Origin of the sequence: Nonomuraea sp. MTCD27, assembly GCF_041950495.1 — a bacterium.
Lineage (GTDB): Bacteria > Actinomycetota > Actinomycetes > Streptosporangiales > Streptosporangiaceae > Nonomuraea.
The window spans coordinates 307,083-321,717 of the sequence record NZ_JBGNUW010000009.1 but is presented as its reverse complement, the minus strand read 5'-3'; the positions used below and the strand labels follow the sequence as shown (position 1 = coordinate 321,717).

General features: G+C 69.1%; 13 protein-coding genes. 7 read left to right on the top strand and 6 right to left on the bottom strand.

Features of this window, described 5'->3' with window-relative positions; all coding sequences use genetic code 11:
• Positions 1-31 precede the first annotated feature (31 nt).
• Entirely contained in the window at positions 32-1,525 is a 1,494-nt protein-coding gene (locus ACBJ59_RS27240; protein ID WP_375113086.1) for an alpha/beta fold hydrolase, read from the top strand.
• Here ACBJ59_RS27240 and ACBJ59_RS27235 read toward each other — a convergent pair.
• Positions 1,468-2,661 carry an FAD-dependent oxidoreductase gene (locus ACBJ59_RS27235; protein WP_375113085.1) on the bottom strand — a complete coding sequence of 398 codons (1,194 nt, stop codon included), beginning with the start codon at positions 2,659-2,661 and terminating at the stop codon, positions 1,468-1,470. The two genes, ACBJ59_RS27240 and ACBJ59_RS27235, sit on opposite strands and share 58 nt — an antisense overlap.
• A gap of 335 nt (positions 2,662-2,996) precedes the next feature.
• Here ACBJ59_RS27235 and ACBJ59_RS27230 point away from each other — a divergent pair, with 335 nt between their 5' ends.
• The 6 genes from ACBJ59_RS27230 (at position 2,997) to ACBJ59_RS27205 (ending at position 9,034) form a co-directional block, all read left to right on the top strand.
• Positions 2,997-4,085 carry an ABC transporter ATP-binding protein gene (locus tag ACBJ59_RS27230; RefSeq protein WP_375113084.1) on the top strand — a complete coding sequence of 363 codons (1,089 nt, stop codon included), beginning with the start codon at positions 2,997-2,999 and terminating at the stop codon, positions 4,083-4,085.
• The gene (locus ACBJ59_RS27225; protein WP_375113083.1) at positions 4,078-5,172 is read left to right on the top strand and encodes an ABC transporter ATP-binding protein; all 1,095 of its coding nucleotides are present in this window, start codon (positions 4,078-4,080) and stop codon (positions 5,170-5,172) included. The genes ACBJ59_RS27230 and ACBJ59_RS27225 overlap by 8 nt, the downstream gene beginning before the upstream one ends.
• The gene (locus tag ACBJ59_RS27220; protein ID WP_375113082.1) at positions 5,169-6,116 is read left to right on the top strand and encodes a carbohydrate ABC transporter permease; all 948 of its coding nucleotides are present in this window, start codon (positions 5,169-5,171) and stop codon (positions 6,114-6,116) included. The genes ACBJ59_RS27225 and ACBJ59_RS27220 overlap by 4 nt, the downstream gene beginning before the upstream one ends.
• A gap of 85 nt (positions 6,117-6,201) precedes the next feature.
• On the top strand, positions 6,202-6,954 hold the full coding sequence (locus ACBJ59_RS27215) for a carbohydrate ABC transporter permease (protein ID WP_364120866.1): 753 nt from the start codon (positions 6,202-6,204) through the stop codon (positions 6,952-6,954).
• Positions 6,955-6,956: 2 nt separating this feature from the next.
• Complete coding sequence (locus tag ACBJ59_RS27210; RefSeq protein WP_375113081.1) at positions 6,957-7,232, top strand: DUF2160 domain-containing protein; 276 nt, start codon at positions 6,957-6,959, stop codon at positions 7,230-7,232.
• Positions 7,233-7,249: 17 nt separating this feature from the next.
• Complete coding sequence (locus ACBJ59_RS27205) at positions 7,250-9,034, top strand: ABC transporter substrate-binding protein (protein WP_364120743.1); 1,785 nt, start codon at positions 7,250-7,252, stop codon at positions 9,032-9,034.
• 10 nt (positions 9,035-9,044) lie between these two features.
• On the opposite strand, the gene ACBJ59_RS27200 is transcribed toward ACBJ59_RS27205, so the two are convergent.
• Genes ACBJ59_RS27200 through ACBJ59_RS27180 form a run of 5 tightly spaced genes read right to left on the bottom strand, consistent with a single transcriptional unit; the run spans position 9,045 to position 14,510 of the window.
• Positions 9,045-10,085 carry a dienelactone hydrolase family protein gene (locus ACBJ59_RS27200; protein WP_375113080.1) on the bottom strand — a complete coding sequence of 347 codons (1,041 nt, stop codon included), beginning with the start codon at positions 10,083-10,085 and terminating at the stop codon, positions 9,045-9,047.
• Positions 10,075-11,355 carry a Gfo/Idh/MocA family protein gene (locus ACBJ59_RS27195; RefSeq protein WP_375113079.1) on the bottom strand — a complete coding sequence of 427 codons (1,281 nt, stop codon included), beginning with the start codon at positions 11,353-11,355 and terminating at the stop codon, positions 10,075-10,077. Before ACBJ59_RS27195 ends, ACBJ59_RS27200 begins: the two co-directional genes overlap by 11 nt.
• Positions 11,356-11,364: 9 nt before the next feature.
• The gene (locus ACBJ59_RS27190; protein ID WP_375113078.1) at positions 11,365-12,654 is read right to left on the bottom strand and encodes an extracellular solute-binding protein; all 1,290 of its coding nucleotides are present in this window, start codon (positions 12,652-12,654) and stop codon (positions 11,365-11,367) included.
• 43 nt (positions 12,655-12,697) lie between these two features.
• Positions 12,698-13,564, bottom strand: coding sequence for a carbohydrate ABC transporter permease (locus ACBJ59_RS27185; RefSeq protein WP_375113076.1), 867 nt, complete (start codon positions 13,562-13,564; stop codon positions 12,698-12,700).
• Positions 13,548-14,510, bottom strand: a complete 963-nt coding sequence (locus ACBJ59_RS27180; protein WP_375113075.1) for a carbohydrate ABC transporter permease — start codon at positions 14,508-14,510, stop codon at positions 13,548-13,550. Before ACBJ59_RS27180 ends, ACBJ59_RS27185 begins: the two co-directional genes overlap by 17 nt.
• Positions 14,511-14,635 lie beyond the last annotated feature (125 nt).

Genomic DNA, 14,635 nt, shown 5'->3' with positions numbered 1-14,635 from the left:
GACCGGCCCGGCCCGCGGTCAGCCTGAGGGCATGATCCTTCACACTCTCATCGCGGGCGCCGTGGCGCTCGGCGCCCTGGCCGTCCCCGCGCCACCGGCGATCACGTGGCGGGACTGCCCGGCCTACTCCGACGACGTGCTGCGCTGGAGCGGGCTCGCCGAGAAGGACTTCCCCGAGTTCCGGCGCCTGTTCGGCCGTACGGAATGCGGCACGCTCAAGGTCCCCCAGAACTACGCGGACCCGGGCGGCAAGCAGATCACCATCGCCCTGACCAGGCTCAAGGCCACCGACCGGAAGCGGCGGGTGGGCAGCCTGGCGGTCAACCCCGGCGGGCCGGGCGGCAGCGGCTACCTGATGCCCATCGAGCTCGTCATGGGCGGCGCGAAGCTGAACGACCGCCACGACCTGATCGGGTTCGACCCGCGGGGAGTCGGCTACAGCACCAAGGTCAAGTGCGCGGTGGGCCCGCAGAGGCCGCCGGGTCCGGGCCCCGTCACCGAGGAGGAGGCCAGGAGGGTCTACGCCGAGACCGTCAAGGGCAACCAGGAGTGCGGCAAGTCGGACCCCGGCTTCGTCGGCCAGCTCACGACCGCGAACGTGGCCCGCGACCTCGACCGGATCCGCGCCGCGCTGGGCGAGCCGCGGCTCAGCTTCCTGGGCGTCTCGTGGGGCACCTGGCTGGGGACGGTCTACCGCAGCCTGTTCCCCGGGAAGGTGCGGCGCATGTGGCTGGACAGCCAGGCGCTGCCCGTGCCCAGGATGGACGTCTTCACCGAGGTACGCGCCATGGCCACCGACCGCGACTTCCGGCGGATGGCCGCGTGGATCGCCGGGCGCGACGACACGTACGGGTTCGGCTCGACCGAGGAGGAGGTGGTCTCGGCGCTGACGCGGCTGCGCGAGAAGTACGACGCCGACCCGTTGACCTTCACCGACATCGACGTCACCATCGACGGCCGGATGATCGCGGAGGCCGCCGGACAGCCGAGCGTGGCCTGGCCGGACGTGACCGAGGTGCTGAAGGAGCTGGTGGACGCCACCGGGCCGGAGGCGCCGCCCGCGCTCAAGCGGGCCTTCGGCGATGAGCGGCCGCCGAAGCCCGCGGATGCGCCCGAGCGCCAGAACCGGGTGGCCAACGTGTCCATCTTCTGCAACGAGGATCTGGGGCCGCGTACGTTCGAGTCGGCCTGGAACGCCTACCAGCAGCGGCTGAAGCGCTATCCGGTGACCGGCGAGGCCAGCGCGTTCTTCCCGCTGTGCGCGGGGTGGCCGCTGCCCGCCCAGGCCCCGAAGCTGCGGCACAGCGGGGGGTCGCTGGTGATGTCGGGGCACCTGCACGAGAGCCCGTCGCCGTACGAGTGGACGCTGGAGACGCAGAAGGTCATCGGCGGGCACGTGGTGACGATCGATGACGACGTGCACGGCTCCGCCCTGAGGACTCCGGCCTGCCTGACCAAGGTCGTCGCCTACTTCGAGACCGGCCACCGCCCGGGCTCCTGCCCCGGGGTCCCGCTGCCGAGTTGACGGCGGTCGAGGCCGGAGAGCTGCCAGGCCAGGCGGCGGCGTACGGCGGGGACGCGGCCCGCGAGCCCCAGCACCAGGTTGCGCACCGGCCGCAGGGCCGCGCTCGCCGTGGCCAGCGCCGTCAGCCGCCCGGCCAGCGCCACGACCTTCTCCGCCACCGGCCGGCGGGCGGCGGCGTAGCCGTCGAGCTGGTCCTCGGGGCCGCCCGCCAGCACCTTGGCCAGCGCCTCGCCCAGCTTGACGGCGTCCTCGACGCCCAGGTTCATGCCCTGCCCGCCGGCGGGCGAGTGCACGTGCGCGGCGTCCCCGGCGAGCAGGACCCGCCCGTCCCGGTAGGTGTCGGCGATCCGGTGGTGGACGCGGAAGCGCGACCCCCACACCACCTCCTCGACCACGGCGGGCACGGCCTGGGGCCCGCGCGTGTCGAGCAGCCGCTGCACGAACGCCGCGTCGGGCTCGCGCGGGGCCTCGTCCACGGTCGCCACGATCCGGTGCAGCCCGTCGGGCAGTGGCGCCACGACCACCAGGCCGTCGGGCGAGAAGTAGAGGATGACCTCGTCCTGCGGCACCCCGCCGCTCAGCCGGACGTCGGCCAGGGTGAACGACTCGGCGTACGTGCCGCCGCCGAAGCCGATCCCGGCCTGCTCGCGTACGACGCTGTGCAGCCCGTCGGCCCCCACCAGGTAGGAGGCCCGCAGCGTGCGCCCGTCCGCCAGGGTCGCGGTGACGCCGGAGGCGTCCTGCGCGATCGTGGTCACCAGCGCCGGCCGCAGCACCCGGACGCCCAGCTCCGTGAGCCTGGCCAGCAGGAACGCCTCGGTGTCCGCCTGGGAGACCATCAGCGTGTACGGGTAGCGCGTCGGCAGCCCCTCGAAGGGCACCGGCACCAGCAGCCGGTCGCGGTCGCGGATCGTGAAGCGCGGCGTGTGCACCCCGCGCGCGGTCAGGGCGGGGGTGACCCCGTACGGCTCCAGCAGCTCCAGCGTGCGCGAGTGCACGACCGCGGCCCTGGAGGTGTTCGCGCCCTCGGCCTGCCCGTCCACGACGACGACGCCGTGGCCGAGCTGGGTCAGGACGATGGCGGTGGTCAGCCCCACGGGGCCGGCGCCGACGACGAGCACGTCAGTGCTGATCATGATTCCTCCTCGGAAGCCCACGCTTGTAGGCCAACACCTGTTGACACTAGAGCGATGGTCCCCGCATGTCAACGCTTGTTGGCCAACGCTCGCAGGCAGAACCCAGCACAGATGCAGGAAATTGTCCTATATCGCTACTTCCTGACCTTTATCCCGCTAACAGCCATGACCAGGGCACGAATCATCGGGGCGATAGCCCACACCGTTCACGGCTTTCTTCGCCTTGACAGGACGGGAAAACAACAGTCACACCATGCACAAAGGCCACATCGACCCTCTTTGCAGGCACATTCAGATCATGTTAGAAGGGAGGGAAGCAGAGAGGACCGGGCACAGTGACGGTGATTCTCGACGGCGTCTCCGTGCGACAGCGCGGAGAGATCTGGCTCGACGACATCCGCCTGGAATTATCTGATGGAATGACCACCCTCATCGGCCCGATGACGGCGGGAAAGACGACGTTGATGCGGGTCGTCGCCGGTTTGCTGACGCCCGACTCAGGCCGGGTGACGGTCAACGGAAAAGACGTCACCGGAATTTCGGTGCGAAAACGTTCGGTCGCCTTCGTCTATCAGCAATTCATCAATTATCCGTCGCTGACCGTCTACGAGAACATCGCCTCCCCGCTCCGCCTCGACCCGCGATTCCGCCGCGACGGCGTGGACCGCCGGGTGCGCGAGGTGGCCGAGCTCATGGGCATCGCCGAGCTCCTCGACCGCCGGCCCGCCGAGCTGTCGGGCGGGCAGCAGCAGCGCACCGCCATCGCCCGCGCCCTGGCCCGCCCCGTGGACGTGCTGCTGCTCGACGAGCCCCTGGCCAACCTGGACTTCAAGCTGCGCGAGCAGTTGCGGGCCGACCTGAAGAGCATGTTCGCCGGCTCCTCCGGCGTGGTGCTCTACTCCACCGCCGACCCCGGCGAGGCGCTGACGTTCGCCGCGCCCACCGTGGTCCTGGGCGAGGGCAAGGTCCAGCACGTCGGCGACGTCGCCGACATGTACGCGCACCCGCCGACGCTGGCCGTGGCCGCCACGCTCAGCGACCCGCCGCTCAACCTGCTGCCCGGCGTCGTCCGCGACGGGCGGATCGAGGTGCTCGGCACCTCCTTCCCCGCGCCCCGCGCGCACGCGTCCGGCCAGGACGTCCTGCTGGGCGTGCGGCCCCACCAGGTGTCGATCACCCCCGACGGCCCCGGCGCGCTGGAGCTGCCCGCCGAGATCAGGCTCGCCGAGGTCACCGGGAGCGCGACGTTCCTGCACCTCCTCCTCGAAGGCGGCCGCCACCTGGTCGCCCACCTGCCGGGCCCCCGGCTGTTCACCCCGGGCCAGCCCACGGTCGCGTACGTGAACCCCGCGCACGTCTTCGTCTTCGACCGCGCGGGCCGCCTGCTCGCCACCAGCGCCGCGGAGGTGGACCTGCATGGCTGACATCCGGCTGGAGGGCGTGGGCCACAGCTACGACGGCGGCCGGACGTGGGCGGTCAAGCCGATGACGTGGACGTGGCGCGGCTCCAGGGCGTACGCGCTGCTGGGCCCCAGCGGCTGCGGCAAGACGACGCTGCTGAACATCATCTCCGGCCTGATCACACCCACGGTGGGCCGGATCTTCCTCGACGACCGCGACGTCACCGGCGTGCCCACCGCGGGCCGCAACATCGCACAGGTCTTCCAGTTCCCGGTCCTGTACGAGGAGATGTCGGTCTACGACAACCTCGCCTTCCCCCTCAGGAACCGGAAGGTCCCGAAGCCGGAGATCGACCAGCGGGTCCGCCAGGTCTCGCAGCTCCTCGGTCTCGACCACGTCCTGAACCGCAGGTCACGCCGGCTCGACCCGGGCCGCCAGCAGATCGTCAGCCTGGGTCGCGGCCTCGTCCGCTCCCAGGTCGCCGCCGTGCTCCTCGACGAGCCGCTGACCGTGGTGGACCCCACGCTCAAGTGGACGCTGCGCAGCAAGCTCAAGGAGATCCACCGCGACACCGGCCACACGCTGATCTACGTCACCCACGACCAGACGGAGGCGCTGACGTTCGCCGACGAGGTGGTCGTGCTCAACGACGGCGAGATCGTGCAGGCCGGGCAGCCGGCGGAGCTGTTCCTGTCGCCGGCGCACGAGTTCGTCGGCCACTTCATCGGCTCCCCCGGCATGAACATGCTGCCCGCCGAGATCGTCGGGGACGTCGTGCGCATCGGGCAGGCGGATGTGGGGGCGATCTTGGAGCCCCTGCCGCCGGGGCCGGTCCGGATCGGGGTGCGGCCCGAGTTCGTGCTGGTCACCGGCGCGCTCACCTCTCCCGGGGTGCCGGCCCAGGTGGTCGGGGTGGACCGGATGGGTGCGTACGACCTGGTCCACACCGTGGTCGGCGAGCACCAGGTGATCGCCAAGACCGAGGCGGGCTCCGCCCACGAGCCCGGCGCGGTCGAGTTCCTGCACTTCCCCGCCGACCGCACGTTCCTGTTCCGGGACAAGGTCAGGTGCGGTTCCCTCGCACCCCTGAACGGAAGGGGGCCGGCGTGACCGACCAGGCCACTGTCGCGGGCAGCCAGGTGAGCGGCGAGGTCGTCACCGAGGCCACCGCCGAGGAGGAGCCGCGCGCCGCGCTGAAACGCAAGGACAACCGGGCCTGGTGGCTGGTCCTGCCGGTGGTCGTGTCGGTGGCGTTCACCGCGGTGATCCCGCTGATGACCGTGGTCAACTTCTCCGTGCAGGACGTCTTCAGCCCCAACGACCGGGTCTTCGTCGGCCTGGAGTGGTTCCGGTCGATCGCGCGGGACCCGGAGGTGCGCGCGGCGCTGGTGCGCACGCTGCTGTTCTCGGGGCAGGTGCTGCTGCTGGAGATCCCCCTGGGCGTGGCGCTGGCCGTGGTCATGCCGCGCCGGGGCCTGTGGGTGTCGGTCGCGCTGGTGCTGGTCGCGCTGCCGCTGCTCATCCCGTGGAACGTGGTGGGCACGATCTGGCAGATCTTCGCCCGCGGCGACATCGGGCTGGGCGGCTGGACGATCAACAACGTGCTGGGGATCAACTTCAACTACACGCTGGACTCGACGGACGCCTGGATCACGGTCCTGGTCATGGACGTGTGGCACTGGACGCCGCTGGTGGCACTGCTGGCGTACGCGGGTCTGCGCTCGATCCCGGAGCCGTACTTCCAGGCCGCGCAGATCGACGGCGCCTCGGCGTGGGCCACGTTCCGGCACATCCAGCTGCCCCGGCTGCGCGGGGTGCTGACGATCGCGATCCTGCTCAGGTTCATGGACAGCTTCATGATCTACACCGAGCCGTTCGTGGTCACCGGCGGCGGGCCCGGCAACGCCACCTCGTTCCTCAGCATCCTGCTCTCCAAGATCGCGGTCGGCCAGTTCGACCTGGGCCCGGCGGGGGCGTTCTCGCTGCTCTACTTCCTGATCGTGCAGATCCTCTGCTACGTCTTCTTCACCGTGCTCACCAGGTCGGGGAGGTGAGGTGATGGCCGTCAAGCGAGACAGGACCACCGGCCGGCGGCTCCCCTGGGCGCGCACGGTCTTCTGGCTCTACGTCGCCACGCTGATGTTGCCGCTGTTGTGGATGTTCGGCATGTCGATCCGCCCGAACGAGGACATCCTCGGCAGCTTCTCGCTCATCCCGCAGCGCGTGACGTTCGACAACTACGCCACCTTCTTCACCGACTCCGTGTGGTATTCCAGCTATCTCAACTCCATCGTCTACACCTCGCTGAACGCCGTGATGTCGCTGATCGTGGCGCTGCCGGCGGCGTACGCGTTCTCCCGCTTCCGGTTCGCCGGGGACAAGCATCTGTTCTTCTGGCTGCTGACCAACCGCATGGCGCCACCGGCGGTGTTCCTGCTGCCGTTCTTCCAGATCTACCAGAGCGTCGGCCTCTTCGACACGCACCTCGGCGTGGCCATCGCGCACATGCTCTTCAACGTCCCGCTCGCGGTCTGGATCCTCGAAGGATTCATGTCCGGAATTCCGCGGGAAATAGACGAGACCGCGGCGATAGACGGCTATTCGCTGCCGCGCTTCTTCATCAAGATCTTCCTGCCGATGATCCGCTCCGCGATCGGCGTGACGGCGTTCTTCTGCTTCATGTTCAGCTGGGTCGAGCTGCTGATCGCCCGGACGATCACCTCGGTGGACGCCAAGCCGATAGCCGCGACGATGACGCGAACGGTGAGCGCGGCGGGCGTGGACTGGGGGCTGCTGGCGGCGGCCGGCGTCCTCACCATCGTCCCCGGCGCCATCGTCATCTGGTTCGTACGGAACTACATCGCCAAGGGCTTCGCCCTGGGAAGGGTCTAGCCGTGCTCGAATGGATGGTCTGGACCGCCCCCACGGCCCTGGTGTTCGCCGGGCTGGCACTGCTGCTGGTCGTCATGACGGTCTGGGGCCGGATCTCCCCTCCTGTGGCCAGGCGGGGCTTCCTGCGCATCGAGACCGATCGGGGCGACCGGCTCTACATCGGCCTGATCACCGCCGCCGTCGTGCTGGCCGGCTGGATCGCAATCACCGACCTGTCCATGTGGCTCGCACTCGGCTGCGCGCTGCTCGTGGCGGTCGTGATCGGCATATGGGGCTAACAGAAGAGGAGCCTAGGATGAGGCATCGGGCAGGCAAGTCCGCGGCCGTAGGTCTGGCCGCGCTCGTCCTGATAGCGGCCGGCTGCACGCAGGGCGCGGAGCGACCCGCGAGCGACTTCAAGGAGGCCGACGGCAAGGCCGCGGCCCAGCGGTGGGTGTCACAGGAGTTCACGCCGAGCACCCTGAGCAAGGACCAGCAGATCGCGGAGATGGACTGGTTCATCAAGGCCGCGGCCCCGTACCGGGGCATGCAGATCAACGTGGTCTCCGAGACGATCACCACGCACGAGTACGAGTCGCAGCAGCTCGCCAAGGCGTTCACCGAGATCACCGGGATCAGGATCAAGCACGACCTGATCCAGGAGGGTGACGTCGTCGAGAAGCTCCAGACCCAGATCCAGGGCAACCAGAACATCTACGACGCCTACGTCAACGACTCCGACCTCATCGGCACGCACTCGCGCGGCGACTACGTGGTGCCGCTGTCGGACTACATGGCCGGAGAGGGCAAGAACGTCACCTCGCCCACGCTGGACCTGAACGACTTCATCGGCATCAGCTTCACCACCGGGCCGGACAAGAAGATCTACCAGCTCCCCGACCAGCAGTTCGCGAACCTGTACTGGTTCCGCTACGACTGGTTCACCGACCCGGAGATCAAGAAGCAGTTCAAGGACGCGTACGGCTACGACCTCGGCGTCCCGGTCAACTGGGCGGCCTACGAGGACATCGCCGAGTTCTTCACCAGCAAGGTCAACGGCAACGGCACCATCGACGGCAAGAAGGTCTACGGCCACATGGACTACGGCCGCAAGGACCCGTCGCTGGGCTGGCGCTTCACCGACGCCTGGCTGTCCATGGCCGGCAACGGCGACCCCGGCATCCCGAACGGCCTGCCGGTGGACGACTGGGGCATCCGGGTGGAGAACTGCCGCCCGGTCGGCTCGTCGGTCACCCGCGGCGGCGACACCAACGGCCCGGCCGCGGTCTACGCCCTGACCAAGTACGTGGACTGGCTGAAGAAGTACGCCCCCCGCGAGGCCGCGGGCATGAACTTCAGCGAGGCCGGCCCGGTGCCGGCGCAGGGCAACATCGCCCAGCAGATCTTCTGGTACACCTCGTTCACGGCCGACATGACCAAGGAGGGGTTGCCGGTCGTCAACAGCGACGGCACGCCGAAGTGGCGCATCGCGCCCAGCCCGCACGGCGCGTACTGGAAGGACGGCAACAAGCTGGGCTACCAGGACGCCGGCTCGTGGACGCTGCTGAAGAGCACCCCGCAGGACCGCCGGGCCGCGGCCTGGCTGTACGCGCAGTTCGTCACGTCGAAGACGGTGTCGCTGAAGAAGTCGATCGTCGGCCTGACGTTCATCCGCGAATCGGACATCAAGAGCCAGTACTTCGCCGACAACGCCAAGAAGTACGGCGGCCTCATCGAGTTCTACGGTTCACCGGCCCGCGTGCAGTGGACCCCGACCGGCACGAACGTGCCCGACTACCCCAAACTGGCCCAGCTCTGGTGGCAGAACGTGGCCACCGCCGTGACCGGCGAGACCACGCCGCAGCAGTCGATGGACAACCTGGCCAAGCAGCAGGACGACATCCTGTCCCGGCTGGAACGGCTCTCGCGCGAGCGGCAGGGGTACGGCGGCCAGTGCGCGCCGAAGCTGAACCAGGAGCGGCCCGCCCAGTACTGGTACGACCAGCCGGGCGCCCCCGCGCCGAAGCTGGCCGACGAGCGGGGCAAGCCGGAGACCCTCGACTACGACAAGCTGATCGCCACCTGGAAGAAGGCCGACTGAGAGCGGAGCCCTACTCCTTGACGTGCGCGGCGAGCCAGTCGAAGGCCCGCTCCTGCATGGGCACGTCGAAGCTGTGCGGCACGTCGGCGAAGTCGGCCTGGTAGGCGCCGGGGGCGTCGCGGTAGCGCTCGCTGATCCGGGCGTGGGCGCGGCGCATCCCCTCCTCGGGGAACAGCTCGTCGCGCATCGCGTACTGGACCATGAGCGGCGCCGGGGCGCGGGCGGCGACCAGGTCGGGCCAGTCGCCCAGCCGCGGCAGGCCCGGCGGCCACAACATCCAGGTGTGCTTCTCGACGTGCCCGCCGAGCATGTCCCGGTAGGACGAGACCATCGCGGCGACCACGACCGCGCGCATGTCCGGGTCGAACGCCCCGAGCAGCGCGGCCCGCAGCCCGCCGCCCGACAACCCGACGCACCCGACCGGCCCGACGTCGGGCCGGGAGCGCAGGTAGGCCGCCGCCGCGAGGTCCTCCCCCGCCACGACGCCGGTGAACGAGGTGCCCAGCACCGCGCAGTGCTTGGCGACCACGTGCTCGTGCTGCCTGGCGGCGAGGTCGTAACGGTCGGCCTCGCTGAGGGGTCCGTCCTCGATGTCCAGGGGGAAGCGGCGGCTGCCCCACACGAACGCGTCGTGCGCCAGCACCGCGAACCCGCGCCGGGCCAGCTCGCCGGCGAACGCCCGGCCGCCGTAGATGTCGTCCCGCAGCCGCCGCACCTCGGGCGACGGCCCCTCGGGACCGTCGGCGATCTTCTCCTTGCCGGCCCACTTCATCCCGGCGTGGCAGTGCAGCGCCACCACTCCGGGCAGCGGCCCGGCCGCGTCCCGGGGCCGCAGCAGGTAGGCCCGCGTGCGCGGCCCGAACCCCACCGACCAGGACAGCTCCTCGCCGTACAGGTCACCCGCGGTCCAGGTCCGCTCGACCCGGACGTCACCGGCCACGAGGTCGAGCACCCCGATGGCCTCGCGCGCCGCCGCGCGCAGCTCGGGCCCCGGAAGCACCGGGTACAGCCCGCGCTGCGCCGCGGCGATCCCGGCCAGCTCAGCGAACACGCGTGCCGTCGTCCGCCAGGTGCACGGGAGCCCCGGTACGGGCCGAGACGTTGGCCGCGTGGCCGGTCAGCACGCTGCGGATGCCGTCGCGGTAGCCGGCCTGCCGGGCCAGCGGGTCGCCGTCGGGGCCGCGGAAGACGTCGTTGAGCAGCAGGCGGTCGCCCCCGCCGTGCCCGCCGGCCCCTGTCTCGATGGGCACCTCCTCCGGCTCGCTCCAGTGCCGGCGCAGCATGAGCCGCTCCCAGGACCCGGTCGCGTGCTCCTTGGCGGCCGCGCTCGGGTCGATGGCGGCGTGCGGCGGCGTCCACTCCCGCTCCACCACGTCCAGCTCCAGCCGCCCGGCCGTGCCGTTGAAGGCCACCCGGTAGCCCTCCCAGGGCGCGTGGGCGTGCAGGGAGTAGGTCAGGACGGCGCGGTTGGCGTAGCGCACCATGACGGACATGTTGTCGTCGATGTTGATGCCCTCGCCGAAGACGTCCTGGTCGCGGATGTAGCCGTCCTCGTGCTCGGCGTCCAGGTAGAGGCGCTTGAGCCGGGGGTCGGCGGAGATGTCCAGGATGAACGGGTCGGTGCCCAGCCCGGGCGCGCCCTGCCCGCGCTCGGGGCGCTCCTCCAGGCCGCGCTTCCTGGCGTTCTCGGCGCCGTAGAAGCGCAGGTCGGTCTGGGCGAAGACGAGCTCCGGAGCCGACCCGAGCCACCAGTTGACCAGGTCGAAGTGGTGGGTGGACTTGTGCACCAGCAGCCCGCCGGAGTTGGCCCGGTCGCGGTGCCAGCGGCGGAAGTAGTCGGCGCCGTGGATGGTGTCGAGGGTCCACTCGAAGTGCACCGAGGTCACCTCGCCGATCGCGCCCCGCATGAGCAGGCGGCGCACGGCGGAGTTGCGCGGCGAGTACCGGTAGTTGAACGTCACGATCAGCTTGCCGGTGCTGCGCTCGGCCGCCTCGGCGATGGCCGCGCAGCCGTCCGCGTCGATCGTGAGCGGCTTCTCCACGATGACGTCCCGCCCGGCGTCGAGCGCCGCGCACACGTAGCGGGCGTGCGTGGCGTCGACGGTGGTGACGATGACCGCGTCGGCGAGCTCGAGCACCTTGTCGAACTCAGCGGGGGCGAAACACGGCACTTCCTGACCGATCCGCTCGACGTAGTAGTCCATGCGGGTCCGGTTGGTGTCGCACAGGGCGACGATGGTGCCGGCGTCACGCCACTCCCCGAGCAGCGCGTCGACGTACATCTGCGCGCGGTGCCCGAGCCCGACGAACGCGTACTTCATGTCTCTCCTTTAGCCGGCGATGGAGGCGTTGGCCTCCGTGATGAACTTCTGTGCGGCGTCGTCGGGGGTCATGCGGCCGAACATGACCTCCTCCGAGTACCGCGTGAGGATGTCCTCCATGGCGCTGGCGCCCTTCGGCGGGGCGGCGGGCGGGTCGGTCAGCTCGCCCTTGGCCTCGTCGAGGAAGGCCAGCGTCTTCTTGTCCGCGTCGGGTAGCTTGTCCCGCACCGCGGCCAGCACCTTGGAGCTGGCCGGCAGGCCGCGGTCGCTGAGGATGATCTGACCCGCCTCGGGGTCGTTGATCATGTAGTCGATGAACTTGGCGGCCTCGGCGGCGTGCTCGGTCTTCGAGGAGGCGCTGTAGAACATGGCCGGCTGCAGGAACATGCCGCCGGTGGTGGCGCCCTTGATCTTCGGCATCCGCAGCAGGTCCAGCTCCTGGCCGGAGGCCTTGCTGGCGGCGCCGAGCTGGTTGCTCCACCACATGCCCATCGCGCCGGTGTTGGTGCCCAGCAGCGACTGGTCGATGCTGGTGGCGCCGATCTCGGTGCTCTTGGCGGCGTCGGGGGCGCCCTTGCCCTTGATGAGGTTCTGCATGATCGCCCACCATTCCTTGATGGTCTCGGGCGACAGGCCGAGCTTGTTGCCGCTGTAGAACGGCTCACCCTTCTGCGTGGCGTAGATCTGCAGGTAGGCGGGGTTCCAGCTCAGCTGCGTGCCGGTGATCTTGCCGCCGCTGCCGGAGGTGACCTTGTTGGCCAGCTCGACGTACTCCTCCCACGTCCACTGCTTGTCGTCGGGCAGCTCCGCCTTCGCCTGCTCGACCAGCGCCTTGTTGACGATCAGGGAGAAGGCGTTGACACCGGTGGGGATGGCGAACTGCTTGCCGTCGATGGCGCCGGTGGCCAGCACCTTGCCGTCGATGTCGGCGGTGTTGACCTTGCTGGCCAGGTCGGCGAGGGTGCCGCGGTCGGCGTACTCGCGCAGGCCGCGGATCTCCAGGCTCATCACGTCCGGCGCGTCACTGCCCGCGACCTTCGTGGAGAGCGTCTCGTAGTAGCTGGCCCAGTCCGAGAACTCGCCCTCGACGTCGATGGTCGGGTTCTTCGCCTCGAACTTCTTGATCGCCTCTTCGGTCATCTTCTGCCGCGCGTCGCTGCCCCAATAGGAGAAGCGCAGCTTGATCTTGCCGTCGGCGGTCTCGCCGCCGCCGCCGCTGCCGCCGCCGCAGGCCGCGGTGACCGCCAGCACAGCGGTGGCGAGCAGTGCCGCCGACCACATCTTCTTGCCAGAGCTCACGGCTCTACCTCCTATGGGTGTTCTCTGTTGGGGGGTGGAGGAACTACTTCAGGCCCGTGGTGGCCACACCACGGATCAGGTACTTCTGACCTGCCAGGAAGAACCCGAAGATGGGGCCGAGCGCGATGATCGACATGGCGAACATCGGGCCCCACGACGAGTCGCTGCTGGCGTCCAGGAACGTGCGCAACGCTACCGGTACGGTGAAGTTGTCGGGATTGTTGAGATACAGGAGCTGGCTGAGGAAATCGTTCCAGGTCCAGATGAACGTGAAGATCGCGGTCGTGGCCAGCGCCGGCATGCACAGCGGCATGACGACCCTGATGAAGATCCGCCAGTAACCGGCGCCGTCGATCTCCGCCGCCTCGTCCAGCTCACGGGGCAGCGTGCGGATGAACTGCACCATGAGGAAGATGAAGAACGCGTCGGTGGCCAGGATCTTCGGCAGGACCAGCGGCCAGATCGTGTTGATCAGGTCGAGCTCGGAGAACATGATGTACTGCGGCACGATCGTCACGTGGTGCGGCAGCATGATCGTGCCCAGCATGAGCGCGAACCACAGCTTCTTCAGCGGGAAGTTCAGCCGGGCGAAGGCGTAGGCGGCCAGCGAGCACGCGACCAGGTTCGCCACCACCGACAACCCGGTGATCACCGCGGAGTTCCACAGGTAGTAGCCGAAGGGATGCTTGAGCGCGGTCCAGCCCTCGGTGTAGTTGTCCAGCGTGACCTCGCTGGGCCACAGCCCCGGCTGCCGGAAGATGAGCTCCTCCGGCTTGAGCGAGCTGGAGATCATCCAGAGCAGCGGATAGAGCATGACCAGCCCGAAGCCGATCAGCAGGATGTGCTTGACCACCGGCCCGCCCTTGAGCGGGCGGAACAGGACCGGGATCGGCCTACTTGGTGTCGCCATAGAAGACCCAATACTTGGAAGCGAGGAAGTTCACCCCGGTCAGCCCGGCGATGATCAGCAGCAGGACCCAGGCCATCGCGGCCGCGTAGCCCATGTCGTAGTTCTTGAACCCCTGCAGATACAGGTAGAGCGTGTAGAAGAGGGTGGAGTCGGCGGGGCCGCCTTTCCCGCCGCTCACGATGAACGCCTGCGTGAACGACTGGAACGACTTGATGAGCTCCAGCACGAGGTTGAAGAAGATGATCGGCGTCAGCAGCGGCAGCGTGATCGAGCGGAACTGCCGCAGCGGCCCCGCCCCGTCCACGGAGGCGGCCTCGTAGTAGCTGCTCGGGATCTGGCGGAGCCCGGCCAGGAAGATGATCATCGGGGCGCCGAACGTCCACACGTGCAGCAGGATCAGCGTCCCCAGCGCGGTGTCCGGGTCACCCACCCACCCGGGGCCCTGGATGCCGAAGACCGACAGCACCGCGTTGACCAGGCCCTCGGCGCCGAAGACCTTGCGCCACAGGATCGCGATCGCGACGCTGCCGCCCAGCAGCGAGGGCAGGTAGAAGATCGAGCGGTAGATGGGCAGCCCGCGCAGCCCCCGGTCGAGCACCAGCGCCAGCGCAAGGGCGAAGGCCAGCTGAAGCGGGACCGAGACGATCACGTACACCGTGGTGACCTTCAGCGAGGCCAGGAACCTCGGGTCCTCGGTGAACATCTTCACGTAGTTGTCGAACCCGACCCACTTGGCCTCCTCCAGGAGGCTGTAGTCCGTGAAGGACAGGTAGAGGGAGGCGAAGATCGGGCCGATCGTGATGATGAGCAGGCCGGCGAACCAGGGAGCCAGGAACAGATAGGCGGCACGTGCCTCGCGGCGGGACCGTTTCGTGGAGCGGTGACCACCACGTACGGGCTGCTTCGCCGCGTGGTGAGGTTTCACCGCCACCGAAACTTCAGTCATCACGGACCTTCCGGCGAGAAGTGAATGGATAGCGCTTTCCTATAGCTGGCGGGAAAGTTACGTCAACCCTTTGCAGGCGTTACATAGCCGTTACCGATATATCGCCACGGCGTTTTCCCAGCTGA